A 24,959-nucleotide genomic window follows, 5' to 3' on the forward strand; every position below is an offset into this window, starting at 1 on the left:
CAAACACCAAACACCAAACACCAAACACCAAACACTATTTCCTATCCACAGATTCTATCCACTCACGCCTCAAATCATCCGAGGATTGTCCTGTACCATCATGTCGCCAACCAGGAGGTTTAAATAGATAAAGGATTCTTGATTTTAACGATTTCCGACCAAAAAAAGCATCTTTACATAAGTGATACCATTCTTTAAAAGCAATCGTTATTGGATTATAGCTATTAATGTTTGTCACCAAGCCATACACCACTTTTTCTTCTTTTAATTCAGCTTGAAACGTACCAAATAAGCGATCCCAAATAATTAAAATTCCTGCGTGATTTCTGTCTAGATATAAAGGATTACTTCCATGATGAACACGATGGTGAGAAGGCGTGTTAAAAACGGCTTCAAACCAGTTTGGGAGTTTGTCAATGGTTTCAGTATGAATCCAAAATTGATACAATAAACTAATAGACATTTGTAATAAAATCATACCAGGATGAAAACCTAAAAGTGGTAACCATAACCAAAACACGAAAGAGTAAAATCCGCCAGACCAGGTTTGGCGTAATGCAGTACTTAAATTGTAATGTTGGGACGAGTGATGTACCACATGAGAAGCCCAAAATAAACGACATTCATGTGAAATGCGATGAAACCAATAATAAGCAAAATCATCGGCAAAAAATATTAAAATAAAACTCCACCAAGTAACAGGTATAGTGAATACTCTAAAGTGTTCATAAATGTAAAAAAAGGCCAATAATACTATGGCTTTGCTAAAAAAACCAAGAATTACATTGCCTAATCCCATAGCAATTGAGGAAAAGGCGTCTTTAGATTCATAGGTTTTAGCACCTTGTTTGATGGTTACATACAATTCTAATGCCATGGCAATTACAAAAAACGGAATGGCAAATAAAATAATATTAGGAAAATTTGGGTCTTGCATGTGAATTGATACTTTTAGCTAAAGTACAAAATTGTTAAACATCTGTTATTTGATGCTTTCAATTTTTAAAGTTAATTTATGCACATTATTTTTACAAAAAAACCACTAACTATGAAATTAAAGCTTACACTGCTCATTCTTTTATGTATCTCAATTAAATCTTTTGCTCAAGTAGAATCTGGTAAAACAGGTGCATGGTATATGTATTTTTATGATACACAATTTAAAGACAGTAAATTTGGTATGCAAGGAGATATTCAATACCGAAATTGGAATCTTGGAGGCGATTTAGAGCAATTATTATTACGCTCTGGATTAACCTATAGACCAGAAGGCGTCAATGCAAAATTTACCTTAGGTTATGCACATATTACGTCTGGAGCATTTGGAGATAGTGATGATACATCAACCGAAAGCCGAATTTATCAAGAAGCATTAATTCCACAAAAATTAGGAAATCGTGTGTACTTAACACATCGTTTTAGATACGAGCAGCGTTTTGTAGAAGATCAAGATTTTAGAACGCGTTACCGTTACAACCTATTTATGAATGTACCTTTTAATAAAAGTGCTCTAGAAAAAGGAGCCATTTATGCTGCATTATACAATGAGCTTTTTGTAAACGGACAACGCGATATTGGTGATAATAGAGACGTAGAATTTTTTGATCGCAATAGAACCTATTTAGGTGTGGGTTACATCTTAAAAAAAGGAATGAAATTTCAATTAGGTTGGATGAACCAAAAAACAAATAGTGTTGGTAAAGCACAATTACAATTGAGTTTTCATCATAATTTCTAAATTTAGCATATCTAATTATTGGTCGCACAATGATACAAGCATCATTTAAACATTACAAACTCCAGTTTAAAAACCCAAGCGGAACTTCTCGAGGCATACTAAAAATCAAAGACACTTGGTTTATCATTTTAACAAAAGATGGCAAAACTGGTATTGGAGAATGTGGCATGTTCAAAGGCCTTAGCGTTGATGATACACCAAATTATGAGCAAAAACTACAATGGGCTTGTGACAATATCAACTTAGGTTTAGAAAAACTTCTTGTTGAGCTTATCCATTTTCCGAGCATTCAAATAGGCTTAGAGATGGCGTTTAAATCTCTACAAAGTGAGAATGGTTTTCATTTGTTTCCGTCGAGTTTTACTCTAAACCGAGCGCCAATTTCAATAAACGGATTGATTTGGATGGGAGACAAAGCCTTCATGAAACAGCAAATCAAAACTAAATTAGATGCTGGTTTCACGTGTATAAAATTAAAAATTGGTGCTATAGATTTTTCTTCGGAAATGGAACTTCTTAAATCTATTCGTCAAGAATTTTCAGCAAAAGATATAGAACTTCGCGTTGATGCTAATGGTGCATTTGCTCCTAATGAAGCATTAGAAAAACTAAAACACTTGTCTGCATTTGATTTACATTCTATAGAGCAACCTATAAAACAAGGACAATGGGAAGCTATGGCCAGATTATGTGAAAGTACGCCTTTGCCTATTGCTTTAGACGAAGAGTTGATTGGTATCGTTTCCGAAGAAAAAAAGAAAGAACTTTTGTCGGTTATTAATCCGCAATACATCATTTTAAAACCAACTTTGGTAGGCGGATTTAAAGGTAGCGAATCATGGATTGCCTTAGCAGAAAATGCAAATATCAAATGGTGGATTACAAGCGCACTAGAAAGTAATATTGGACTAAATGCCATTGCACAATGGACATTTACACGACATAATAAAATGCCACAAGGTCTAGGCACAGGAAGTTTGTTTTCTAATAATTTTGATTCGCCATTAATTGTAAAAAATGGTACATTGCAATACGAAAATAATCGAGATTGGAACACCTCACTTCTCGATATTAAACTCTAATAAAAATGAATAAATTTATTGCACAAGCCTTTAAAGTAGAGCATGATTTTTGGAAATACTTAATGGGATCAATGATTGTTTTTATAGCAGCTATAGTTGGTCAATTTCCATTATTAGGAGCAGTAATTATAAAAGTGATTCAAGATGGTGGAAACCTGCAACTAATTGACGAATCATCTATGTATTCTCTATTAGATTCTAATGTGTTTTTGCTTTTAGCTCTATTGTCATTTGCAGTTGGTTTTATAGGCTTATATTTAGCAGTAAAATTTATTCATAAGCAAAAAATGACAGCCATTGCCACCTCTAGATCAAAACTAGATTGGAAACGTATTTGGTTTGCTTTTTTCTTTTGGGGAATCTTGTCATCTGCACTCGTTTTGGTAGACTATTTTTACTTAGCTCCCGATGGTTATGTTTACAATTTTGAAATGCAACGCTTTATTATTCTTGCAGTCATCGCCATTGCCTTAATCCCAATACAAACTAGTTTAGAAGAATATTTGTTTAGAGGTTACTTAATGCAGGGTTTTGGAGTGGCAACTACAGATAAGTTTTTTCCATTTGCATTTTTAATCTCGTTGATTACAATACCAATGTTTATTATTGTTAATATTAAATATACGATTGGATATTTACAAAATAGCTTACTGTTAATAGCTGTAATTACAGTTGGTATAATTGTATTTCAAATCATTAAAAAAACGAATGGTTTTGAATCTCAAACTTTCAATAGCCTTAGAAATATTTGTCAACGTAATTGGTCGCCTCTATTGATAACATCGGCTATTTTTGGCTTACTACACATTGCCAATCCCGAAATAGGAAAACTAGGTTACTCGTTATTAATTTATTACATAGGTACAGGTTTGTTTTTAGGAATTATGACCCTTATGGATGAAGGTACAGAGTTAGCGCTAGGCTTTCATGCCGCTAATAATTTGTTTACGGCCTTATTGGTAACTTCAGATTGGACGGCTTTTCAAACGCATTCCATCTTAAAAGATATTGCTGAACCAAAATTAGAATTAATTGACATGGTAGTGCCAGTGTTTATAATGTTTCCAATAATACTTTTTGTGTTTTCTAAAGTGTATAAATGGACCAATTGGAAAGAAAAATTATTTGGTAAAATTGAAGAGCCACCAAAAGATGACTATAAAATCATAGGTTAATTATTGTTTTAAACCGAAATATTATGACTCCAACATTTGATAAAGTTCATTTAAAATTTAAACTCAACGGAAACAATTATGACCATGAGGATCTTAAAGAAGTTGCTTATAGTTTGGTGAAAGAAGGTGAGCCTTTTGAAAAGAGTACAGGAGACTTCTTGTTAGATTGGTTAAGCGAAAAAGACTTTGTGTTAGCGCAAACCTCTGGATCTACAGGAACACCAAAAATAATAAAGCTAAACAAGCAGGCTATGGTCAACTCCTGTATTGCCACAGGTAATTATTTGGGTTTAGAACCTGGTGATACATCATTACATTGTTTGCCCACGCAATATATTGCCGGTAAAATGATGTTGGTACGTGCTATGATTTTAGGTTTAGAGGTAGATCTTGTTGAGCCAACTTCTCAACCTATATTTGATTATGAAAAGAAATATAGCTTTTGCGCTATGTTGCCCATGCAATTAAAATCTACATTAAGTTATTTGCATAATGTAGATGTTATGATTGTAGGTGGATCATCGGTATCTAAAAATCTTATAGCATCTACTCAAAACTTAAAAACTAGAGTATATGCAACGTACGGTATGACAGAAACTGCTACGCATATAGCTTTGAAACCATTAAACAACGGACAACAGCAACCACATTTTGAAATTTTACCAAATGTGACCATTTCTCAAGATGACAGAGAATGTTTGGTGATTGATGCACCCAAAGTAGCATCAACACAAGTGGTAACTAATGATATTGTGAAATTACACTCTAAAACCACTTTTGAGTGGATTGGTCGTGTTGATAATGTTATAAATTCGGGTGGATTAAAATTATTTCCAGAGCAAATAGAAGAGCAATTAAAAGGCCTTATTAAAACACAATTTTTTATTGCTTCAGAGCCTAATGACACTCTAGGAGAGCAACTTATATTAGTTATTGAAGCCGAAGATACAACATTGGATAAAACGGTGTTTAACGGATTAGCAAAACTTGAAATTCCGAAGAAAACATATGCAGTACCTCAATTTGTAATGACAGATACAGGGAAAATACAGCGTAAAGAGACGCTAAAAAAAATTAAAGCTTAGTTGTTTTAGTTTTTGGTAAACGAAACAATGCATAAGCAGCAACAAGACCAATACCTGCAAAAATAGACATTATGCCAAACGTATACTGTAACCCTAATGCTCCTGGATATTTGTCTAAATAATATCCCATTAAAGGACCTGCAAAAATATCTGGAGTATAGCCAACTATAGATATAAAACCTACTGCAGTACCTGTTAGAGCTATTGGGATTTTGCCTTCTTCTAAGGTTGCAAAATAAAGTACTCTTGCAGAATATACACCTATGGCCATAACTCCAATGGAAAGCATAAACATTAATGTTGCGGTATCATCTATTAATCCGCTTGCAAAAACTGTACTAGTTATTAGCATAAGCAAAAAGCCTATAACAATCCATAATGATGCTTTGGTTCGATCTGCAAGTACACCTATGATAACTCCAATTATGGGTCGCATATACAATAGATATGTGCCTACTTTAGCAGCTTCTATATCATTATAATTCATAACACCTTTAGCATATAAACTAAATACATCTGTCATTTTATATGCGAAGTAAGCACAAAGTATAATGATCATCAATAACCAAACTGAAGGTGTTTTCATGACAATTTTAAAATCTGAAAAAGTCAATTTAGGTTTTGTAATACTTATATTTTCTTCGGAAGGATTAAGGCCTTTCAAGAAAAAGAAAACGAGTATGCTTACAACACAGATAGCTAAAGAGGTATAAATAATGACTTGTTTGAAGGCTTCTTGACGCTCAATTAGTGTGGTTTGTTCAATTTCCGAAGTAATAAATAAGGAAAATATAATTACACCAACCGATCCAAAAAGAGCAGCAACTAAGCCACGACCTCCATCTAAAAACCCAAAAGCAATGCCTTGTTTGTCTGTTCCTCCCCAAAGTCTTGTGGCTTTAATCATGGCAGCCCAAAAAAGAAAAATGGTTGTGAATCCCCAAAACCCATATAAAATATGAAGATTTATGAGTGACGGGTAAGTGGCAAGATAAAATCCGCCACAAGCTGTGAGCATTAAGGCTACAGACATTAAAACGTGTGGTTTAAATTTGTCGGCTAATGGTCCTCCAAAAAAATAGGAGAAAAATGCAACTGTGCCATACACCGAAAAACAACTGCCTAATTGCACATTGTTAATAGCAAATGTTTCTAGAAAAGTTGGTCTAAATATGCGTTGTAATACAAAAGGTAATATAAAAACGGCTTCTCCTGCTAAAATTAGAAGGATGATAATGTATGCTGGAGATTTAGTGGTTTTATTTTTCAATTATCTGGATAATGAAATCTATGAATGGAATGCGTGTGTTTACTCATGGTTTCTTTTACGCTTTCATGTTGCGCTTCAAAGGTACCTAGTGATGTTCCTTTACAAATTCCATAACAATAATGGTATTGGAGTAATTCGTAATCAAAATCGGTTATTTGTTTATTTTCAGAGAAACAGTTTGAAAAATAACTATTACAATTAAGTTCATTAGATAGTTCAAAATATCCTAATGACTGAAATAGAAGTTCTTTGATTTTAGCAATTCTCAGTGATTCGCTAAAATATTTCTCATTGTTTATTTTTATTGCTCCTTTGTATAATTGATTGTTATTGTACCAATACACCCAAAAATTAGCATTATTGTATTTTTTTAAATTGACATCATACTCATAATCACTAGAATAATAGATGGTGTAATTAGAGTCTGAATGGTTTTTTGCCTCATATATATGTAACGAATCTACTTTTTTTGAAATTTCCTTAGCGAAAGATAAAATAGATTTTTTCTCTTTTTTAGAAATAGACTTAGCAAAAAATAATTTGATGTCTTTTTTCCAATACTTCATGCTTGTTTCGTTATCTATACTATCACTTTTATGATTAAACGCAACTTTTTTATACTGATTTAAAAATGTTGAATCTTTAAACACATAGTCTACATAAGTCCCTTTAGTTTTCATTTTTTTTGTAATTAAGACTAATGTTTTATCATTTCTAACTATAAAATTTAGAGAATCCTTTTTGGTTAAAGGCGTTTTATATGTTTCGTGGTAGACCTCTAGAGGTGTATAATGACGCTCAACGACTTTAGGTTTTCGTTGAGAAAAACAAGTTATAGAAAAGAGAAAAAGTAATGCAAAACTAAGTGTTGATTTCATATGATCTCGTTTAATTGGTATGGAAAAGATTTTCAAAATCAGTTCCATCAATTCGTCTATTATATAACTGATAATAGTGTAATTTTAAAAGTGATACATCTAAATCACTAAGTACAGGATTATTAACATAAATGGTATTAGTTAACAAACTTTCATCTATTAATTTAGGATTCATGAAAAAGCGACCTAAGCTTAAAAATATGCCTTGTTTTATATTTGAAAGTAAATAATCATCTGTTTTTAATTGTTCGCGGTTTATTTTTAAGGTACAACCAATAACGCCATCGCTGTTATCTTTAATTACAGAATAGCTGCAAAAATCAAAGAAATGAGTAAATTTCTGATACTTTTCAAGGTTATCGTAATTTATAGAATTAGTATTAAACGTGTCGCTTGTAATTTTAATTCTATAGTTAGCTTTATTTATATTGTTTGTAAATGAGACACTTAAATTGTCAACGTTTTCAATTTGTTTATAAAACGTTTTAACTTCTTTTTTTATCCTATTGGGAATTTCTTTATCAAAGTAAATGACCACAGGTACCTTCCATTGTAATAAACGATATGTTCTTTTTGATCGTTTTTGCGAATTAAAAAAAACAGATGTTTTATAACGTTCTATTAGCTTTGGTGTTTTCTCTTTATCATATTGAAATGTACTTAAATCTAGAAATTTCTGTTTTTCAAGATAAAATGTATCCTTATTAGAAATTGTATAACTCAATGCGGTATCGTTAAATTGTTTTGAATTTAATGTATGAAATTCAAATCTAGGATTTACGCTATTGTTTTTAGATTGAGAAAAACTAAAACTAGAATAAAGGCACCATAAAAAGAGAATATATTTCATAAATTAAACTTGTAAAACGCCCATATTAAAAGGTTTTTCAATAGGAGCGTGGTTGGCAGCTTCTATTCCCATACTAATCCAAGTTCTGGTGTCTAACGGATTGATCACGGCATCTGTCCAAATACGCGATGCAGCATAATAAGGCGACACTTGATTATCATATCTATTTTTAATATTGTCAAAAAGCTCTTTTTCTTTCTCTTCGGAAATGTTCTCACCCTTTTTAAGTAGTGATGCTTTTTCAATTTGTAGCAAAACTTTAGCTGCAGAGTTTCCACTCATTACGGCTAATTCTGCACTTGGCCAAGCCGCAATTAATCTTGGGTCATAAGCTTTTCCGCACATAGCGTAATTTCCTGCACCATAACTATTTCCGAGGATAATAGTAAATTTTGGTACCACAGAGTTACTCACTGCATTTACCATTTTTGCACCATCTTTGATAATACCTCCATGTTCAGATTTACTTCCTACCATAAAACCGGTAACATCTTGCAAAAACACTAACGGAATTTTCTTTTGGTTACAATTGGCAATAAAACGTGTGGCTTTATCTGCACTATCATTATATATGACACCTCCAAATTGCATTTCGCCTTTTTTGGTTTTTACAAGTTTACGTTGGTTGGCAACAATCCCAACGGCCCAGCCATCAATGCGAGCGTAGGCTGTAATGATTGTTTTTCCGTAACCTTCTTTATATTCATCAAACTCACTATTGTCAACCAATCGTTTGATGATTTCTTTCATATCGTATTGGTCTGCACGAGATTTAGGTAAAATTCCGAAGATATCATCAGGATTTTCTTTTGGTTTTTTAGCATCAGTTTTATTAAACCCAGCTTTATCATAGTCACCAATTTTATCCATTAATCGTTGTATGGTTTCTAATGCATCTTTATCGTCTTTAGCTTTATAATCGGTAACGCCAGAAATCTCGCAATGTGTAGTTGCACCACCTAAAGTTTCGTTATCAATTGATTCTCCAATAGCCGCTTTCACTAAATAACTACCAGCGAGAAAAATACTTCCAGTTTTATCTACAATGAGAGCTTCATCACTCATGATTGGCAAGTATGCTCCACCTGCGACACAACTTCCCATAACGGCTGCAATTTGTGTTATTCCCATGCTACTCATCACCGCATTATTTCTAAATATGCGACCAAAGTGTTCTTTATCTGGAAAAATTTCATCCTGCATTGGTAAATACACACCAGCGGAATCGACTAAATATATAATGGGTAAACGATTTTCAATAGCTATTTCTTGAGCACGAAGATTCTTTTTTCCAGTAATAGGAAACCATGCTCCAGCTTTTACCGTAGCATCATTGGCAACAACAATACATTGCTTGCCTTTAACGTATCCCATTTTTACTACAACGCCTCCAGATGGGCAGCCGCCATGCTCCTCGTACATGCCTTCACCAGCAAATGCACCAATTTCGATAGATGGTTTTTTTGAGTCTAAAAGAAAGTTAACACGTTCTCTAGCTGTCATTTTTCCTTTTGCATGGTGTTTTTCTATGCGCTTTTCACCACCTCCAAGTTTAACTTTAGCTAACCTTTTTTTAAGGTCTGACAGTAGTAATTTATTGTGATCTTCGTTTTTATTGAAGTTTAAATCCATAGTGTTTTTTTATTTCCTACGAATTTACGAAACCCTAAACATATTATAAAGCGAATATTTTGTTAAAATAACTTACATGGAAATATTTTCCTAGGAATATATAATAATTTTGTTTTATATTTGTACCCTAACTAACACCTTATAAAATGAAAAGAGATAAAATTATTTACTATATCGCAACTGGATTATTAACATTGTTAATGCTGTTTTCGGTAAGCATGTATTTTTTTAAGCATGATGATGTATCGGCAATGTTCAGGAATTTTGGTTATCCAACCTATATCATATATCCTTATGCAGTAGCCAAACTATTGGGACTTGTAGCATTGTGGATGCCTAATTTCAAAGCACTAAAGGAATGGGCTTATTCAGCATTCTTTTTTGCTTTTATATTAGCATTTTTTGCGCATTACATGATAAGTGACGGAGAACAAACAGGAGCTTTAGTCGCTCTAATATTATTAGGAGTATCATACGTATTTTACAAAAGAATTAATAAATAATAGACATGAAAAAAATTATAGCATTTGCTGGAACTAACAGTGTAAAATCGATAAATAAGCAATTAGCCGTTTATGCATCATCTTTGGTAGAAGATGCAGAGGTCACGGTTTTAGATCTCAATGATTTTGAATTACCGGTTTACGGAATAGATTACGAAGTACAACACGGTATTCCTGAGAACGCAAAAGTGTTTTTGGAGCATATAAAATCTTCAGATGGATTACTTCTTTCTTTAGCAGAGCACAATGGAGCTTATGCAACAGTTTTTAAAAATATTTTTGATTGGATGTCTCGTATTGATGGAAAATTATGGAGTGATAAACCTATGTTATTAATGGCAACTTCTCCAGGAGGTCGAGGAGGAGCTAGTGTTTTAGATATTGCTAAAGGTCGTTTTCCTTATATGGGAGGACATATTGTTGGTCAATTTTCTCTACCGTTGTTTGGGGATAACTTTTCCGAAGGAAAAATAACGAATAACAAATTAAGAGAAGAGCTTTTAAAAGAAGTTACAAAATTTCAAGATAGTTTATAGACTGTTTTACAGTATAATTACATTGGATGCCTTTATTAAACATTGACTATTAATTTTATGGGAGATTTAGCAAGAGATATCAATTCAAAATTTGAGAATAATAGGGTAAAAGCTATGCTCAACATTATTTATACTGCAAACTGGATTACGAGTACTCAAAATGAATTTTTTAAAGATTTTGGTATATCACAGCAACAGTATAATATACTTAGAATTTTAAGAGGAGCAGGAGAACCATTAAATGTTCAAACGATAAAAGATAGAATGTTAGAACGCTCGCCAAATGCGACGCGATTAATGGATAAATTATGTGCCAAAGAACTCATTGAACGTTTACCATGCCCAAATGATAGACGTGTTGTACATATTAATATTACTAAAAATGGTTTAGATCTATTAATTGCAATATCTAATAAGAAACCTAAAAATTTGTTAGAAAATATTACAGTAGAAGAGGCTACTCAATTAAGCGATTTATTGGATAGAATTAGATAATTAAAAGAAAAACCACTTAGGTGTTGAATACATATGAAAACAATTGTACATAGAGCAAATAATAGAGGTTTTGCCAATCACGGATGGTTGCAAGCACATCATTCGTTTAGTTTTGCAAGCTTTTATGATAACGAGAAAATAAATTTTGGTGCGTTACGCGTTTTAAATGACGACATAATTGCGCCAAAAATGGGATTTGGAACTCATCCTCATGACAATATGGAAATAATAACCATTCCTTTAAAGGGTGTTTTAAAGCACAAGGATGATATTGTTCATGACGATTGGCAAGAAGTTTTGCCAGGTGAAGTTCAAGTAATGTCTGCAGGAACAGGTGTACAGCATTCAGAAATTAATGGGTCGATTAATGAGCATTTGAGCTTATTTCAAATATGGATTATACCTAATCAATATAATGTATCACCTCGATACGATCAAAAACATTTTAATAAAAAAGATAGAGAGAATAAGCTTCAAATTTTAGTGTCATCAATGGATGATGCTAATGATGATGTCTTAAAAATTCATCAAGACGCTAAGATATCTCGATTGTATTTAGATGAGAGTAACATGTTTGATTATACTTTAAAAACTGAAAATCATGGCGTTTATGTTATGGTAATAAGTGGAGCAGTTACAATGGATAATCAAATTTTAGGACCTCGTGATGCATTAGGAGTTTATGCTACACACAAATTTTCGTGTTTAGCTAATGAAAATTCGGAATTGTTGTTCATTGAGGTTCCAGTAAATTGAGTGAACTTTCGTTAATAAATTGTAAAAAAGCATTCAGTAATCGAATGCTTTTTTTGGTTAAAAAATACGATATTTGTAATTCGCTTAAAAAAATAGATTATGGCAATGAATAAGAATACAGTATTAGCTTGGGCTACTACAATAATGATAATAGTTGGTTTAAGTTTAATCGCTTTAGGTGCTTTTAGATACGATGATGTTGCTGGCTGGGGATTTGCAGCAGTAGGTGGTGGATTTTTTTGCATAGCATGGGTATTCAATGCTTTAAAAGGCAGGATGTAGTCATTTTTAACTCAATTTTTTAATTTCAAAATAAAACATATATGTCTGACGATAAAAAAGTAATCTTCTCAATGTCTGGTTTAACCAAGACATTTCAAAGTGCCCAAACACCAGTTTTAAAAAATATATATTTAAGCTTCTTTTATGGCGCTAAAATTGGAATATTAGGACTTAATGGTTCTGGTAAATCGACCTTGCTAAAAATTATAGCAGGTGTAGATAAAAATTTCCAGGGTGATGTTACCTTTTTACAGGACTACTCAGTAGGATATTTAGAGCAAGAGCCTCAATTAGATGATGAGAAAACAGTAATGGAAGTTGTTCGAGAAGGCGCTGCAGAAACTGTTGCTATACTTGATGAGTATAATAAAATTAACGACATGTTTGGTCTTGAAGAAGTCTATTCAGATGCAGATAAGATGCAAAAGTTAATGGATAGACAAGCTGTACTTCAAGATGAAATAGATGCTGCCAATGCATGGGAATTAGATACCAAATTAGAAATTGCTATGGATGCATTACGTACTCCAGATGGTGATAAAAAAATTGGAGTGCTTTCTGGTGGTGAGCGTCGTCGTGTAGCCTTATGTCGCTTGTTGCTGCAAGAGCCTGATGTTTTATTATTAGATGAGCCTACCAATCACTTAGATGCTGAATCTGTACACTGGTTAGAGCATCACTTAGCGCAATATAAAGGAACAGTAATTGCCGTGACTCACGATAGATACTTTTTAGATAATGTTGCAGGTTGGATTTTAGAACTCGATAGAGGAGAGGGGATTCCTTGGAAAGGAAATTATTCTTCATGGTTAGATCAAAAATCTAAACGTATGGCTCAAGAAAGTAAAACCGCTTCTAAGCGTCAAAAAACATTAGAACGTGAGTTAGAATGGGTTAAACAAGGTGCAAAAGGTCGTCAAACAAAGCAAAAAGCACGTTTAAAAAACTATGACAAATTGATGAGTCAAGATCAAAAACAACTTGACGAAAAACTTGAAATTTACATTCCAAATGGCCCTCGTTTAGGAACCAATGTTATTGAAGCCAAAGGTGTTAGCAAAGGTTACGATGATAAATTGTTATATGAAGATTTAAATTTTAATCTTCCTCAAGCAGGTATTGTTGGAGTTATTGGACCAAATGGTGCTGGTAAAACAACAATTTTTAGAATGATAATGGGAGAAGAAACTCCAGATAAAGGTGAATTTAAAGTTGGTGAAACAGCTCAACTAGCCTATGTAGATCAAAAACATTCTAATATTGATCCCGAAAAATCAATTTGGCAAAACTTTAGTGATGAGCAAGAAATGGTAATGATGGGAGGAAAGCAGGTGAATTCTAGAGCGTATTTAAGTCGCTTTAATTTCTCTGGAAGTGAACAAAACAAAGCTGTTAAATTATTGTCTGGTGGTGAGCGTAACCGTTTGCATTTGGCAATGACATTAAAAGAAGAAGGTAACGTTTTACTTTTAGATGAGCCTACCAATGACCTTGATGTTAATACGTTGCGAGCATTAGAAGAAGGTTTAGAGAATTTTGCAGGTTGTGCTGTGGTGATTTCTCACGATAGATGGTTTTTAGATCGTATTTGTACACATATATTAGCGTTTGAAGGAGATAGTCAAGTCTATTTCTTTGAAGGTAGTTTCTCAGATTATGAAGAGAACAAAAAGAAACGTTTAGGAGGTGATTTAATGCCTAAGCGTATTAAATATAAAAAATTAGTGAGATAAAACGCATTAAGGATATTAAAAAGAAAGCCAGCTGGCTTTCTTTTTAATATATATGACCTGAACCCATTTTGTAATCATTGGAGTGGTCTATCTTTTTTAAGGTCTCTAAGTTGGTTTCAAATGTGTCTTGTTCTTTTTGTATTGAATGTTCGTGTTCATAAACATAAAGATGTTTTTTTACTTTAAGTGCAAAAAATATAGTAATAAGCACAGAGACACTAGGAGCGATAAGATCTAACATAACTAATTATTGTTATCATATAAATGTCCATCAGTAAAATCTTGATAGCTCTTGTCAATTTCAGACTTGTAAAAACTGTTATCTAGTAAACGTTTGTTTTCTGCTTTTAATTTATACATCTTAATTATTGCTACAGCAATAAAAACTAAGAAAATCGTGGCAGTGACAATAAGTACAATCGTAAGCTGCATTGTGCTAACAAGTAATGTATTTGATATATAAGTCTTTAGCATATCGCTATATTTATAATGATTTGGTTATCAAAGGTACAAAATAAATGCATATAAAAGCACTTAGTCTGAAAAAAAATACACTTTATCGATAAAACTTATAAACAATTAAATAAAAATAATTAACAATTGTACTATTTATACCATTCTAATTGCACGACTTCAATGCTTTCATCACCCTGATTTACAAGGGTTTTAAATAATTCTATATCACTTAACCCATCTGTTCCTCTATAATGATAAGGGTAAACTTGCTTAGGTTTAAACTCTAAAACAGCACCTACAGCGCTTTCTACAGTCATTGTATAAGGTAGATTCATGCATACAAAAGCTTTGTCAATAGCTTTAAGATTTCTCATTTCAGGAATATCTTCAGTATCACCAGAGATATAAATACGTTCATCATTTATTGTTAAAACATATCCGTTTCCTCGACCTTTAGGATGATATTTTAGCGCTTCTTCCCTTAAGTTATACATTGGGATAGCTTCAAACGTGTGGCCATTCAACGTTATAGAGTCACCATTATTGAGAGTCACCGTTTTTTCTACTTTTAAATCCTTCGGAAATTTATCAACTACAGCTTTTGGAGCTATAACAGTAGCATTAGTTAAATCTAAGCCTTGTAAAGTTTCAATATTTAAATGGTCACCATGAATATCTGTGATCAGTACAATTTCCGGAGAAGAAAAACTTTTAAAAGCATCAGCACCTCCTGTAGGATCTACATAAATATCATCGTCACCATATGATAATACCATGGTTGCATGAGAAACAGGGTGAATTAATAGTGTATCGTCTTGAGTTGATTGTTGCGCAACCAAATCTTTTGTGCTGGTTGTCATAGCTTTAATAGGTTGTTTTTTAGTCTCTGTTTTACATGAAAGTACAACAACACATAATGTTAATAAGAGCAAATAAGTATTTCTCATAATAGATATTTTTATTAAAAACTAAAGATAACAACTATTCGATGAAGAATATAATTTGTAACAAAACATTACCTTTTGCTACATATATTTTAAGTAGTTTATGTTTTTAAAATCATATTTTTTAACGAAATTGCTAGTCTTAAATAGTGTTCAACCTTAATACATGTTATAAATATGTCTGATGATTTTGATTTATTAGAAACAAATTCCAACGAAAAAACCGAAAAAGTTGATGTCAATTGGGGAAAAGCCATTGACCAAATGAAGTCAAAGCTTGCTCAAGAAGATGATCCTGAAAGTCGTCAAAAAATCTTAAACGCTACATTAGATAATGTTGTTGATATGGCAGAAAAAGATCGTTCTACTTTACTAGATGCGATTAAGGATTTGACAGATTATCAAGATGAAGTTGGTATTATGTTTGAAGGGTTCTCAGCTTTAAACGCGTCAGAACAAAAAATCATTGACGATGCTGTAAAGCGATTAGAACGTGCAAAAATAGAATTAGAAGACGCTAACGCTAAACCCGATACATTTTGGAATAACCTCTTTGGAAGAAAAGGTAAAATAAAAGATGCAGAGCAAGAGTTAGCAGCTGCAAAAAAAGTTCGTGAAGGCGCAGATAATAAAGCAAAAGCAATGTTTCAACAACGTATTGAAACTGCAGATGTTCAAACCTTATTAAATGAACTATCATTTAAAAGTCAAGCAGCCATTAAGCGTCTTAAAGATAGAGAGGTTGAAATCAAAGAAGTCGAGGAGAGCTTAAAAACAGCTATTGTAGAAGCAAGTAATAACCATACAAAAGCACTTCAGAAGAAAAAAGAAGTAGAAGACAAGCTAGAAGAACAATACGCTATTTTAAAACAAGCGCGTCAAGCCTTAGAAGAAGTTGCAGACAAACAATCTACAGAGTATTCAGAAGCCTTAAGCAAAGTAACAACACTAGAACAAAAAGTAGAAGAGTTAGAAGGACTTAAAAACGCCTATACTACTCTTGCCGCTTCAAAAGATAGTTTTGTGCACAAACATAATTTAACCATTAAAGTATTAACATCATTACGTAGTAACTTACAAACACATCGTGCAAAGTTAAAAAGTGATACCGATGAGCGTCTCAAATATTATGACGGTTATGTAGTAGCTTTAAAAGCACGTACAGATCAAGAATTTGCTGCAATTTTAGAGCATCTAGGTGTTAAAACCGATGAGCATATTGGAGAAACCTTAGCATCTATGCATACAGCAAGCGCGAGAGCACGTCAAGAAATGATGGATAATATTCCGGTGCACGAAAAAGTAATGCAAGGCGTTTATGGTAGTTATGCCGAGGCTCTTAACGAAATTAGAGAAAAAGATAAATCTATTCAAAAGAATTTTGCCGAGCGTTACGGTATCGATATGAAAGAGATTTTTGAAGATTACTATTCGGCAGATGCTAATGCACCTTCAGGAGATGATGGAGCAGGAGAACCAGCAGGTGAGCCAAAACCAGAAACTAACAACGACGATTTATTGTCTTAAAATAATTGTAATGGTAAGTCCAACTGCGCTTTAGTAACGTTGGGCGTTACCTTTTGCAATTGAGGTCATTCAGCTTGTTAAAGTATAGCACAGCAAAAGGTCAGGCTCTCGGCAGTCGCTCTCTTCGAGGAGCTTCAACAAATGCCTCCATCCTTAACGCGCTTACTCAAATACGCACTCAAAACTCAAAAACAGTTATGAAGCAAACCATTGTGTTTTCAATATCAGTGATTTTAGTTTCAATTATCGCAATTCTTTGTATACATGATTCTAATAATCATGACGAGTGTTCTCAAATCCAAGAAATTAAAATTTCAGAAGACCGAACAAAATCAGTAACAACAAACAAACACGTTTGTAAAGAGACATATAACTTATAAAAACCATAGTTTGCTTATGGCTAATTGCCAATAACTAAAAGCTAAGAGCGAAAAAAAATGATTGTAACACCATTAGATTCTGCAATATTAGACTCCAAAGAGCAATATATATTTTACCATAAAATGGTAGATTTTTCGCTTAAAGAACTCATTGTTGCCGTTCAACAAAAGCAAATCTTAGAAAAAACAGAGATTTTATTGTTTAAGCAATATTCCGATTTACTCTTGTATTCTATTGAAGCCATGCGTGTAAAATACATGTATGATGATGAAGAGAATATGAAAGTTGATTTAACCGATTCTGGTTTTCCTAATTATTTAGAATTTAGATATTTGTTTAACGATTTGGGTTTGCGTGATGATTATTTAGAAAAACTTACAGATGTAGCGGTTTTAAAAGAAGAATTTCTAGATACACTTTTAAGAAAAAAAGAACCCATTTCAAAACGTAAGTTGTTTCAAGCATCATCAATTGTATATTATAAATCGGCTAAAAAAGAATTTATATTTAATCGTTTTGTACAAGGTAAAATCATTGATGCACCACAAGAATCTCCTGCTGAATATATGGTAAGTTGGAGTTTTTATGATGTCTCACACAATAGGCCATTTATTTGCTACATGTATTTTAATTATGATGGCAACCCTATAAAAGATAGAGGTGATATTTACCATGCTTTAAAAACAATTGCCGATCGAGAAATGGCTATGGACACCATGGCTTATGGCATTGATAAACGACTCCCAAAACTGTTTCCAAAGCTTATAAAACGGGTAGATTTAGGGCCAATTCATAATGTGTTTGCTAAAGATGAAAATAAAGTAACACATGCTATTTTAACTGGTATTGCCGAAAAAGCAATTCCGTTAGAATCTTATGCCATATCCTTTAAAATAGACGAAGTAACGTCACAAAGCGAGTTTAAAGAAGGTAGTTTTTTTAATAAACAAACCTTTCAAAAATGGAGTACCGTTTTTAGACAACGCTATGTGTTTGCTCCTCATAGAATTATACAATTGTTATACAATAAAACACCTGAGATTATGAATAAGTTAGCTAAAGGCCAATTCAAATTGCAGACTTGAAAATGAAAAAATAAATAATAGAATCAATTCCTTCAAAAGGAAGAGAATGAAATAGATAATTTTAAATAATAATAAGTCGTAAGAGTACATACTGAAAACTGAAGACTGCCAACTGAAGACTAAAACATGGAACACAACTCAACATTTCCTATAAAACAAAATGAACTCGATATGCTTCGTGATGAAGCTACTTCCTATATAAAAAGTATTCAATGGGAACAAGGTCAGCGTGCAAAAAACAAAGATAAAGACGCTAAAGATGAGTCTATATTATTGTATTTATCTCGCGCCAAAGGAAATGGAGTAACAGATGTAACTTCGGTTTCAAAAACAATTTTAGAATTAAAAAAGCGGTTGTTACCAGAGTCTATTGCAATTCCTATTTGTTTAAACCAAACCCTTTATGCTGTTCAAGAAGGTATTACATTAGGGATTTGGGCTAAAGACAGTTACTACGATTCTTCAGGTTTATCTAGTTTGTCAGAAAATAGATCTGCCTTAGATAATTCTGGAAAACGAGAATACGAAAGTAAAATGCAAACAGCTACAGCTTTTATGTTGTTTTCAACCGCTTATAAGGTTTTACATGATTTAAAAACGGTTGCTTCAGACGATTTAAGCGTCATGAAAAACAAGTTTGCTGGTATCCCAGAAGTGTCGTTAATGTCACCTTTAAAAGGAATTTCATGTGCATTATTTTATTATGATAAATATTTAGGGCATCCAGAAATCATTAAAACAGATAAAGATGTTATCGATTTTACTGTCGTGTATTTTGAAGCCTTAATTGCCGAAATTCAAATGCGCAGAGGCAGTTTAGAGTATACAGAAACTATTGTGGATAGAACCTACAAATTAGCAAATTCAGAGTTTGCAATTTCAGGTTGGGATAATGTGTTTCAAGGAACCGCTAAAAGTGTTGAGTTTAATAAAATTCAATTTGAGCAAATTGTAGGAAACAGAGATGCTAAGCATTTTGCACGTCGTTTAACAGAGCGTATGTTGAGTTACGATTTTGAGGCTAAAAAGAATCCGTTTCAAGAATTAGGTGGTTTTATGCCAGTATTTATGGGTTATGGTATTCCAGGAACAGGAAAAAGTATGTTGATTGCTGCTATCGCAACACGACTAAAAGAGCATAGTGATAATCTCGATATTCCGTTTTTGTTTCACCCAATGCCAGACACGCTAATTTCTACATTTCAAGGAGGTTCTGCCGAAAAAATGGTAGATTGGATGAAACCAATGCAAGATCCAAGTAAATTAATTTTTGCTCCAATAGACGATGCCGAAAACAATTTGCAAGAACGTACAGCTCAGGGAGTTTCCGCAGGTGTAAAAGAAGTTATTGGTGTGTTTTTGAGATATACCGAAGGAGCGTACGCTGTTAACTACGGAAATAGTTCTATAGGATTATTCACGAACTTACCAGAAATGCTAGATAAAGCCGTTATTTCTCGTGTGCAAGGTCGTTTTAAAATTGATGGTGCGCGTACAGAGCATGATTTCCTAGATCAAGATCATTTGTGGTGGAGAAAACTAGACACGACAATGCCAGATTTTGTAAACATGCATGGTCCAGAAAACTACAGTTATTTGCAAAATCAAGGTTTGGCAAAAAATATGGGAGAAATCTTTAATGTATCTGATAAACCAACCGAAGAACGTGTTTTAGAGGCGTATGATAAAGCGGCAAGCCATTTTAAAACCAATCATCATTTATTTTATGCCAATTTGTATAAAGAGATTCAAAATATATTTCCGTTCTTTTCATCTCGTGATGTGCGTAATATTCAAAGTGCTGTGTCGTTACGTTTAACAGATTTTGATTTAGAAGAAGATTGGTTTAATAACCCAGAAATTTATTTCAAAAAAGATTACGATACCAAGTTCAATATGTTACAAGAATTGATGCGTGCTAATATGAAAGGTTTAGATTTTTCTGAAATTAGACGTCAAGAAGTCGTGCGCTATTTAGATAACGTAGCAACGATTGCAGATACCGATTTTAAACGAAAAGTAGATGCTAGAATTAATCAATTAAATATAGAAACCGAAGCTAGAGAGCAATTTGGACAAAAATCATAATCATGAGCAATCGCGTAAAAGATATTAAACGTCACATCTTATCTCATAAGTTTTTTAAGCTATCACAAATAACCTTTGATTATCAACTTAAAAATGAGCAATGGGTAACCAATACGTGGGAAGTTTTAGAGCGTGGTAATGCTGCTGCAGCTTTACTTTATAATTTAGAAAATCGTAGCATTATTTTAGTAAAACAGTTTAGGTTACCAGCGTATTTAAATGGTCACGACACTGGTTTTTTATTAGAAGTTCCTGCAGGAGTCATTGATAATAACGATGTATCTTCTAAAATAGCCATGCAAAGAGAACTTCTTGAAGAAACAGGTTATCATATTACTAATCTAAAAAAAGTATATGAGGCATATGCAACTCCAGGAGGTAGCACAGAACGTTTTTCTTGTTTTGTTGGAGCTTATGATGCGTCAATGAAAATTGAAAAAGGAGGTGGACTCGATTCTGAAAATGAAGATATCGAAATCATTGAAATGGCTTTTGATGAAGCCTTAGATTTACTAGAAAATGGTAAAATTATCGATGCTAAAACAATTATGCTATTACAGCATGCTCAAATAAAAATATTTTAAAATTATTAAATAGATTACCACTTAAGTTTATCTTAAGCGGAGCCGAAAGACCGATACAAGATGCAAAAACTAAAAGCAGCTAATTTATATAGAAGTGAGTTAATTCCGGTGAGTGGTAAACTGGTTGAGCGTTATAATAAATGCTTAAAAAAGTTGGGCTTCACCGAAACCAAATTAACGCATTTTCATATAGATGGTATGGGTTGGAGTCCGGAAATTTCCGAAGAAAAAAACAACGGCAACTATTTATGTAATGGAGAATCCAATCCGCATGGTATTATTATTTCGCCTCTTCAACATAAAAAACCAGTGTATATTCCTTATCATACTTTTGATAGAGAAATGATGCAATCTGTATTTAAAGTTCATGGAGAACGCATTAATGATATTACTAGAGATTCTGCAATATGTATTGATTTTGATCAAAGTATTGATGCTTTTTATGAGCCATTAGATGTGTTGCGTTATCAAATTGTGACAATAAAATTTCATCTTATTGATAATCTAGATCATGTAAGAGAGGATCAATTAGCACTTATAGAAAAGTTTAAAACAGGTAATAATTTTATTGATGAAGATTTACAAAATCAATTATTAGAATCTGCTAATAAATATGGTGATTTAAGAGAACGTGATTTAGAATTGCGATCGGTAAATTATGTTACAGACTCATTTTACACCAAATCATTTGGAGGTGTGTACGTGCTTAGAGATTTTATTACACCAATAGTTGTGTTTGAAGATATGAAATGGTATAAAGAAGCTATTAAAGATACGTTTCAAGAGGTTACAATATTTCATATTTCGCAACCAGAACTCATGGAGAAACTTCGTGATCATATCATTATCGCCTATGATTTGGAAGAGATTGTGCAAACAAAACGTTATGAACGTATCAAAAAATTTGAATTTTCACAACATTTAAAAGATACGCAACATCCAATTAGAGATATTTTAAATGATCCTTTATTATTTAAAAGTTATTTGAATAAAGTTGATATTGATACGCGTAAAAAAGTGATGAGTGTTGAGCGGTATTTAGAAAAACTAGAATCTAGTAATCAATATAAAATTTCAGATATTATAGATGACGATGTATTTGCTGCCATGCACGAACCACATTCTAGCTTAAGTCCTGCACATCAAGATTTAATTTGGAAGCTGCTTATTAATATTGCACCAAAGGATGTGTTGTTTTTATATTGGTATGATAAAGAAGAGTTTTATAAACAATATGTAACTTGGGATGATTCTTTAAAAGACTGGGTGATCGAAAGGATTAGTAACAATATTTAATAAAATTAGACTAATTTTATAGATGACTGTCAAGCCGTTAAAAAATTGAAATAGACAGTACAAAATTAATTTGAGTAAGGTAGGGAATGTTAAACGTCGTGCTTACAACATTAAACTTTTTTAAACATGGGAATAGAAATAATAATATTTATTGCAGCAGTACTTTTTGGGATTTTTCTCTATTGGAGAGAATCCAATGGAAACGGAATGTATCGCTTCGTAAATAAAATAGTTAATAGTAAAGAATTGCAAATGGCTCCAGATAGTAAAAAGGGATTCATTTATCAGCAATCACTCATACCTCGTATATTATTTATTGTAACCGTTGTATTAATTGCAGCATTAATTGTTGAGTTTTTAACGCCTATTTCTATATTTAGTAGTTACGTAGGTATTTCGGCATTTGCTTCATTTGCTGTTGGTACTTTAATTGGAACTTATGTTGCCAACTTTGTTTTAAAATCAGGTCAAGTGATAGAAGAGCAAAGCGAATCGTTAGAAGATAAGTTTGAGAATGCAGTAGAAAAAGGCAAAGATTTTATTGAAGATTTAAAAACTAAAGAACCTAAGGTTGTTGAAGAAGCTAAAAAAGAAATCAAAACTGAACCTACAGAGACTATAAAAGAAAAGTCTGCACGTGACCGATTGAAAGATAAGGGTCTTATGTAACAATAACTGCTGTTATTATTAAATAATAAACTAACACACTTGCTGTTTGATAGCAAAAAAAATATACGTTTTCAATGATCAAATCATACTGGAATAAAGGCGGAAAGCAAAAATTTATAGTCATCTTATTGGGATTAATTTTACTCATTGCATTATTTGCATTTCGAGATGATTACCAACCTGGATTATTATTTCTTCGGAAATATATCTTCATCATACTATTAAGTCTGTTGGTGTTATTTTTCGGACTTAAAAAATTCCGAAGTTCGGCAAGTACAGGAACGCGCTTAGGTGTTTTAGCAATACTCATCATATTTTTTGGCCTCATTTATGTTACAGGATGGCATTATAAGATGTATGATTATATGAGAACCTACAATGTGTTTAATGATTTAGATAAGGTTGAAATAAACGAATTGCCATTAACTCAAAATGAACGCATTCAACCATTACGAAACATATTTTCTATGGCAAATGAAAGCGTTGGTGAAACTAAAGATGTCTCCTTACCTCATTTGGTACGTGTAGATGATCAAAATAAATGGACGATGGCCATACAACCATCAGAAAAATATGTCATGCAACAAATAAGTGACAATACCGAAGAGGTGTTTTCTGTATCTAGTACAACCCCTTTTCCTCGTTTTTCTAATGAAAATCGTATTCCTGTGACATTCTCAATTGGTGAGTCCTTAAAATTTAGTCGCAATACGTATAATGCAGTTGTGCAACGTTTTAACCCTTGGATGCTTTTTAATTATGAACCAAGTGATACATTTTACATGAAAAACGATGCTGGAGATTGGGTTCAAGTGGTGAGTTTAATTAAATGGAAAGGCTTTTTCTTTCCTTATCCAAGTTTTGGAGGTGTAATGGTTATTGATAGTGGAGAGCATGATATTAACGATTATATGGAGCGTATTACGATAGGAAAAGGAACGTATATTTCTCCAGATGACATGCATAAATTTCCATACCTCACAAAGCAAAATACCTTATCAGAAAAAGTATCACAGCTACAAGCCGAATCTTTAAAATTTTTAGGCGGATTTAGTGATCCATTACCATGGAACATGGAAACAGCTGTTAAAATACCAGAAATGCCAAAAGATCAAAACCAACAACCTTACGTAACCGATTTTGATTTTGCAGGTTCAGAAAGTGATGCTTACAGTGGTTTATATCATTGGTTCGGTTTAGAACCAGTAGGAGAAGAGCGCACAAGTTTGAGTTATAGTGTATTTGTACCAGCAGATGGCACAGATAAATTATACTATTACGACCACGCAACTAAAAAACAAGGATATGCAGGCGTTTCTGCCATGCCTTTAAAAGTTAAAGAGTCTAGAAAAGAAATTGACTGGACAGCCAATACTCCTGTAGAATTTAGACCTTATATAAAAGATATCGCTGGACGCAAACGTATGTTCTTTTTAGGAACAATCTCTGCTATTAGTGATACAAATGCTAAACAATTTGATGGTTCGGCAACACCAGATTTAGTGCTTATTGATAGTGAATATCGTGATGTCATTTGGATTGATGTTAAGCATCCTAGTACTTGGGATGAAGAAGTATATAACCAATTAGGAGAAGCTTGGAGAGCAAGTGAAGGGATTGGCTATTACTACCAAAAAGAAATTACTGATGAAGATTTACAGCGCATCGTAGATTCATTAACCGTCATACCAAAAGTGAATGACAAGACCTCTGAGATTGAAGCATTACAGCGTAAGTTAGATTCTTTGAAAGCTTTAGATGAGGGTAATTAATAAAGTTTAAATTAGTCTATGTTCTTCATATATTTATTGTTGCAATATTTTTTGCTTCAATAACTATTAATGTATGGAATTTTAATAGATTACTTGAATTAGGAGGAATTTCTATTTCAGAAGTTAGAACAAGTTATATTTT

Annotated in this window: 25 protein-coding genes; 17 read left to right on the forward strand and 8 right to left on the reverse strand. The window is 32.8% G+C overall.

Annotated features, from left to right (window positions below; genetic code table 11):
- Nucleotides 1-34: 34 nt before the first annotated feature.
- Nucleotides 35-937, reverse strand: coding sequence for a sterol desaturase family protein (locus TD29_RS01665; protein WP_040278464.1), 903 nt, complete (start codon nt 935-937; stop codon nt 35-37).
- Between the two features lie 111 nt (nt 938-1,048).
- On the opposite strand from TD29_RS01665, the gene TD29_RS01670 reads away from it, so the two are divergent.
- The 4 genes from TD29_RS01670 to TD29_RS01685 are packed head-to-tail and all read left to right on the forward strand — an operon-like array spanning nt 1,049 to nt 5,080.
- Complete coding sequence (locus TD29_RS01670) at nt 1,049-1,738, forward strand: DUF2490 domain-containing protein (protein ID WP_040278637.1); 690 nt, start codon at nt 1,049-1,051, stop codon at nt 1,736-1,738.
- A 29-nt stretch (nt 1,739-1,767) separates the two neighbouring features.
- A complete protein-coding gene (locus tag TD29_RS01675) occupies nt 1,768-2,820 on the forward strand; it encodes an o-succinylbenzoate synthase (protein ID WP_040278465.1) in 1,053 nt (350 codons plus the stop codon).
- Between the two features lie 5 nt (nt 2,821-2,825).
- Complete coding sequence (locus tag TD29_RS01680; RefSeq protein ID WP_040278466.1) at nt 2,826-3,995, forward strand: CPBP family glutamic-type intramembrane protease; 1,170 nt, start codon at nt 2,826-2,828, stop codon at nt 3,993-3,995.
- A gap of 23 nt (nt 3,996-4,018) precedes the next feature.
- The gene (locus TD29_RS01685; RefSeq protein ID WP_040278467.1) at nt 4,019-5,080 is read left to right on the forward strand and encodes an AMP-binding protein; all 1,062 of its coding nucleotides are present in this window, start codon (nt 4,019-4,021) and stop codon (nt 5,078-5,080) included.
- Here the strand turns inward: TD29_RS01685 and TD29_RS01690 are convergent.
- Genes TD29_RS01690 through TD29_RS01705 form a run of 4 tightly spaced genes read right to left on the reverse strand, consistent with a single transcriptional unit; the run spans nt 5,070 to nt 9,710 of the window.
- Nucleotides 5,070-6,350, reverse strand: a complete 1,281-nt coding sequence (locus tag TD29_RS01690) for an MFS transporter (protein ID WP_040278469.1) — start codon at nt 6,348-6,350, stop codon at nt 5,070-5,072. The two genes, TD29_RS01685 and TD29_RS01690, sit on opposite strands and share 11 nt — an antisense overlap.
- Nucleotides 6,347-7,228, reverse strand: coding sequence for a hypothetical protein (locus TD29_RS01695; RefSeq protein WP_040278470.1), 882 nt, complete (start codon nt 7,226-7,228; stop codon nt 6,347-6,349). The genes TD29_RS01690 and TD29_RS01695 overlap by 4 nt, the downstream gene beginning before the upstream one ends.
- 10 nt (nt 7,229-7,238) lie before the next feature.
- Nucleotides 7,239-8,078, reverse strand: coding sequence for a hypothetical protein (locus TD29_RS01700; RefSeq protein WP_040278471.1), 840 nt, complete (start codon nt 8,076-8,078; stop codon nt 7,239-7,241).
- A 3-nt stretch (nt 8,079-8,081) separates the two neighbouring features.
- Complete coding sequence (locus TD29_RS01705) at nt 8,082-9,710, reverse strand: acyl-CoA carboxylase subunit beta (RefSeq protein ID WP_040278472.1); 1,629 nt, start codon at nt 9,708-9,710, stop codon at nt 8,082-8,084.
- Nucleotides 9,711-9,856: 146 nt separating this feature from the next.
- On the opposite strand from TD29_RS01705, the gene TD29_RS01710 reads away from it, so the two are divergent.
- The 6 genes from TD29_RS01710 (at nt 9,857) to ettA (ending at nt 14,015) form a co-directional block, all read left to right on the forward strand.
- Nucleotides 9,857-10,213, forward strand: coding sequence for a DoxX family protein (locus tag TD29_RS01710; RefSeq protein WP_040278473.1), 357 nt, complete (start codon nt 9,857-9,859; stop codon nt 10,211-10,213).
- Between the two features lie 5 nt (nt 10,214-10,218).
- Nucleotides 10,219-10,749 carry an NADPH-dependent FMN reductase gene (locus TD29_RS01715; protein ID WP_040278474.1) on the forward strand — a complete coding sequence of 177 codons (531 nt, stop codon included), beginning with the start codon at nt 10,219-10,221 and terminating at the stop codon, nt 10,747-10,749.
- A gap of 57 nt (nt 10,750-10,806) precedes the next feature.
- Nucleotides 10,807-11,244: a MarR family winged helix-turn-helix transcriptional regulator gene (locus TD29_RS01720; RefSeq protein WP_040278475.1), complete on the forward strand. Its 438-nt coding sequence runs from the start codon at nt 10,807-10,809 to the stop codon at nt 11,242-11,244.
- Between the two features lie 33 nt (nt 11,245-11,277).
- Nucleotides 11,278-12,000 (forward strand): pirin family protein, encoded by a 723-nt coding sequence (locus TD29_RS01725; RefSeq protein WP_040278477.1) that lies wholly within the window; start codon nt 11,278-11,280, stop codon nt 11,998-12,000.
- Nucleotides 12,001-12,099: 99 nt separating this feature from the next.
- Complete coding sequence (locus TD29_RS01730; protein ID WP_040278478.1) at nt 12,100-12,282, forward strand: CAL67264 family membrane protein; 183 nt, start codon at nt 12,100-12,102, stop codon at nt 12,280-12,282.
- Between the two features lie 41 nt (nt 12,283-12,323).
- Nucleotides 12,324-14,015, forward strand: a complete 1,692-nt coding sequence (gene ettA / locus TD29_RS01735; protein WP_040278479.1) for an energy-dependent translational throttle protein EttA — start codon at nt 12,324-12,326, stop codon at nt 14,013-14,015.
- Nucleotides 14,016-14,058: 43 nt separating this feature from the next.
- Here ettA and TD29_RS01740 read toward each other — a convergent pair whose 3' ends face one another.
- The 3 genes from TD29_RS01740 to TD29_RS01750 form a co-directional block, all read right to left on the reverse strand.
- On the reverse strand, nt 14,059-14,256 hold the full coding sequence (locus TD29_RS01740; protein ID WP_040278482.1) for a hypothetical protein: 198 nt from the start codon (nt 14,254-14,256) through the stop codon (nt 14,059-14,061).
- A 2-nt stretch (nt 14,257-14,258) separates the two neighbouring features.
- Nucleotides 14,259-14,489, reverse strand: a complete 231-nt coding sequence (locus TD29_RS01745; protein ID WP_040278484.1) for a hypothetical protein — start codon at nt 14,487-14,489, stop codon at nt 14,259-14,261.
- Nucleotides 14,490-14,620: 131 nt separating this feature from the next.
- Complete coding sequence (locus TD29_RS01750) at nt 14,621-15,418, reverse strand: MBL fold metallo-hydrolase (protein ID WP_040278485.1); 798 nt, start codon at nt 15,416-15,418, stop codon at nt 14,621-14,623.
- 174 nt (nt 15,419-15,592) lie between these two features.
- Between TD29_RS01750 and TD29_RS01755 the strand changes: the two genes are divergently transcribed.
- The 7 genes from TD29_RS01755 to TD29_RS01790 all read left to right on the forward strand — a co-directional run bounded on the left by TD29_RS01755 (nt 15,593) and on the right by TD29_RS01790 (nt 24,817).
- The gene (locus tag TD29_RS01755; protein ID WP_040278487.1) at nt 15,593-16,942 is read left to right on the forward strand and encodes a coiled-coil domain-containing protein; all 1,350 of its coding nucleotides are present in this window, start codon (nt 15,593-15,595) and stop codon (nt 16,940-16,942) included.
- A gap of 437 nt (nt 16,943-17,379) precedes the next feature.
- The gene (locus TD29_RS01765) at nt 17,380-18,408 is read left to right on the forward strand and encodes a hypothetical protein (protein ID WP_084203367.1); all 1,029 of its coding nucleotides are present in this window, start codon (nt 17,380-17,382) and stop codon (nt 18,406-18,408) included.
- 126 nt (nt 18,409-18,534) lie between these two features.
- A complete protein-coding gene (locus TD29_RS01770) occupies nt 18,535-20,496 on the forward strand; it encodes an AAA family ATPase (protein ID WP_040278490.1) in 1,962 nt (653 codons plus the stop codon).
- Between the two features lie 2 nt (nt 20,497-20,498).
- Nucleotides 20,499-21,080 carry an NUDIX domain-containing protein gene (locus tag TD29_RS01775; protein ID WP_040278491.1) on the forward strand — a complete coding sequence of 194 codons (582 nt, stop codon included), beginning with the start codon at nt 20,499-20,501 and terminating at the stop codon, nt 21,078-21,080.
- Between the two features lie 60 nt (nt 21,081-21,140).
- Nucleotides 21,141-22,376 (forward strand): DUF6638 family protein, encoded by a 1,236-nt coding sequence (locus TD29_RS01780; protein WP_040278493.1) that lies wholly within the window; start codon nt 21,141-21,143, stop codon nt 22,374-22,376.
- A 126-nt stretch (nt 22,377-22,502) separates the two neighbouring features.
- A complete protein-coding gene (locus tag TD29_RS01785; protein ID WP_040278495.1) occupies nt 22,503-23,045 on the forward strand; it encodes a hypothetical protein in 543 nt (180 codons plus the stop codon).
- A 74-nt stretch (nt 23,046-23,119) separates the two neighbouring features.
- A complete protein-coding gene (locus TD29_RS01790; protein ID WP_040278497.1) occupies nt 23,120-24,817 on the forward strand; it encodes a hypothetical protein in 1,698 nt (565 codons plus the stop codon).
- Nucleotides 24,818-24,959: the final 142 nt, after the last annotated feature.

It is taken from the genome of Psychroserpens damuponensis, from assembly GCF_000826655.1.
GTDB classification, from domain to species: domain Bacteria; phylum Bacteroidota; class Bacteroidia; order Flavobacteriales; family Flavobacteriaceae; genus Psychroserpens; species Psychroserpens damuponensis.

Excerpts from the sequence above, each read along its gene's own strand:
- TD29_RS01665 (WP_040278464.1), bottom strand. The coding sequence starts at position 937 with ATGCAAGACCCAAATTTTCCTAATATTATTTTATTTGCCATTCCGTTT.
- TD29_RS01670 (WP_040278637.1), top strand. The coding sequence starts at position 1,049 with ATGAAATTAAAGCTTACACTGCTCATTCTTTTATGTATCTCAATTAAA.
- TD29_RS01675 (WP_040278465.1), top strand. The coding sequence starts at position 1,768 with ATGATACAAGCATCATTTAAACATTACAAACTCCAGTTTAAAAACCCA.
- TD29_RS01680 (WP_040278466.1), top strand. The coding sequence starts at position 2,826 with ATGAATAAATTTATTGCACAAGCCTTTAAAGTAGAGCATGATTTTTGG.
- TD29_RS01685 (WP_040278467.1), top strand. The coding sequence starts at position 4,019 with ATGACTCCAACATTTGATAAAGTTCATTTAAAATTTAAACTCAACGGA.
- TD29_RS01695 (WP_040278470.1), bottom strand. The coding sequence starts at position 7,228 with ATGAAATCAACACTTAGTTTTGCATTACTTTTTCTCTTTTCTATAACT.
- TD29_RS01700 (WP_040278471.1), bottom strand. The coding sequence starts at position 8,078 with ATGAAATATATTCTCTTTTTATGGTGCCTTTATTCTAGTTTTAGTTTT.
- TD29_RS01705 (WP_040278472.1), bottom strand. The coding sequence starts at position 9,710 with ATGGATTTAAACTTCAATAAAAACGAAGATCACAATAAATTACTACTG.
- TD29_RS01710 (WP_040278473.1), top strand. The coding sequence starts at position 9,857 with ATGAAAAGAGATAAAATTATTTACTATATCGCAACTGGATTATTAACA.
- TD29_RS01715 (WP_040278474.1), top strand. The coding sequence starts at position 10,219 with ATGAAAAAAATTATAGCATTTGCTGGAACTAACAGTGTAAAATCGATA.
- TD29_RS01720 (WP_040278475.1), top strand. The coding sequence starts at position 10,807 with ATGGGAGATTTAGCAAGAGATATCAATTCAAAATTTGAGAATAATAGG.
- TD29_RS01725 (WP_040278477.1), top strand. The coding sequence starts at position 11,278 with ATGAAAACAATTGTACATAGAGCAAATAATAGAGGTTTTGCCAATCAC.
- TD29_RS01730 (WP_040278478.1), top strand. The coding sequence starts at position 12,100 with ATGGCAATGAATAAGAATACAGTATTAGCTTGGGCTACTACAATAATG.
- ettA (WP_040278479.1), top strand. The coding sequence starts at position 12,324 with ATGTCTGACGATAAAAAAGTAATCTTCTCAATGTCTGGTTTAACCAAG.
- TD29_RS01740 (WP_040278482.1), bottom strand. The coding sequence starts at position 14,256 with ATGTTAGATCTTATCGCTCCTAGTGTCTCTGTGCTTATTACTATATTT.
- TD29_RS01745 (WP_040278484.1), bottom strand. The coding sequence starts at position 14,489 with ATGCTAAAGACTTATATATCAAATACATTACTTGTTAGCACAATGCAG.
- TD29_RS01750 (WP_040278485.1), bottom strand. The coding sequence starts at position 15,418 with ATGAGAAATACTTATTTGCTCTTATTAACATTATGTGTTGTTGTACTT.
- TD29_RS01755 (WP_040278487.1), top strand. The coding sequence starts at position 15,593 with ATGTCTGATGATTTTGATTTATTAGAAACAAATTCCAACGAAAAAACC.
- TD29_RS01765 (WP_084203367.1), top strand. The coding sequence starts at position 17,380 with ATGATTGTAACACCATTAGATTCTGCAATATTAGACTCCAAAGAGCAA.
- TD29_RS01770 (WP_040278490.1), top strand. The coding sequence starts at position 18,535 with ATGGAACACAACTCAACATTTCCTATAAAACAAAATGAACTCGATATG.
- TD29_RS01775 (WP_040278491.1), top strand. The coding sequence starts at position 20,499 with ATGAGCAATCGCGTAAAAGATATTAAACGTCACATCTTATCTCATAAG.
- TD29_RS01780 (WP_040278493.1), top strand. The coding sequence starts at position 21,141 with ATGCAAAAACTAAAAGCAGCTAATTTATATAGAAGTGAGTTAATTCCG.
- TD29_RS01785 (WP_040278495.1), top strand. The coding sequence starts at position 22,503 with ATGGGAATAGAAATAATAATATTTATTGCAGCAGTACTTTTTGGGATT.
- TD29_RS01790 (WP_040278497.1), top strand. The coding sequence starts at position 23,120 with ATGATCAAATCATACTGGAATAAAGGCGGAAAGCAAAAATTTATAGTC.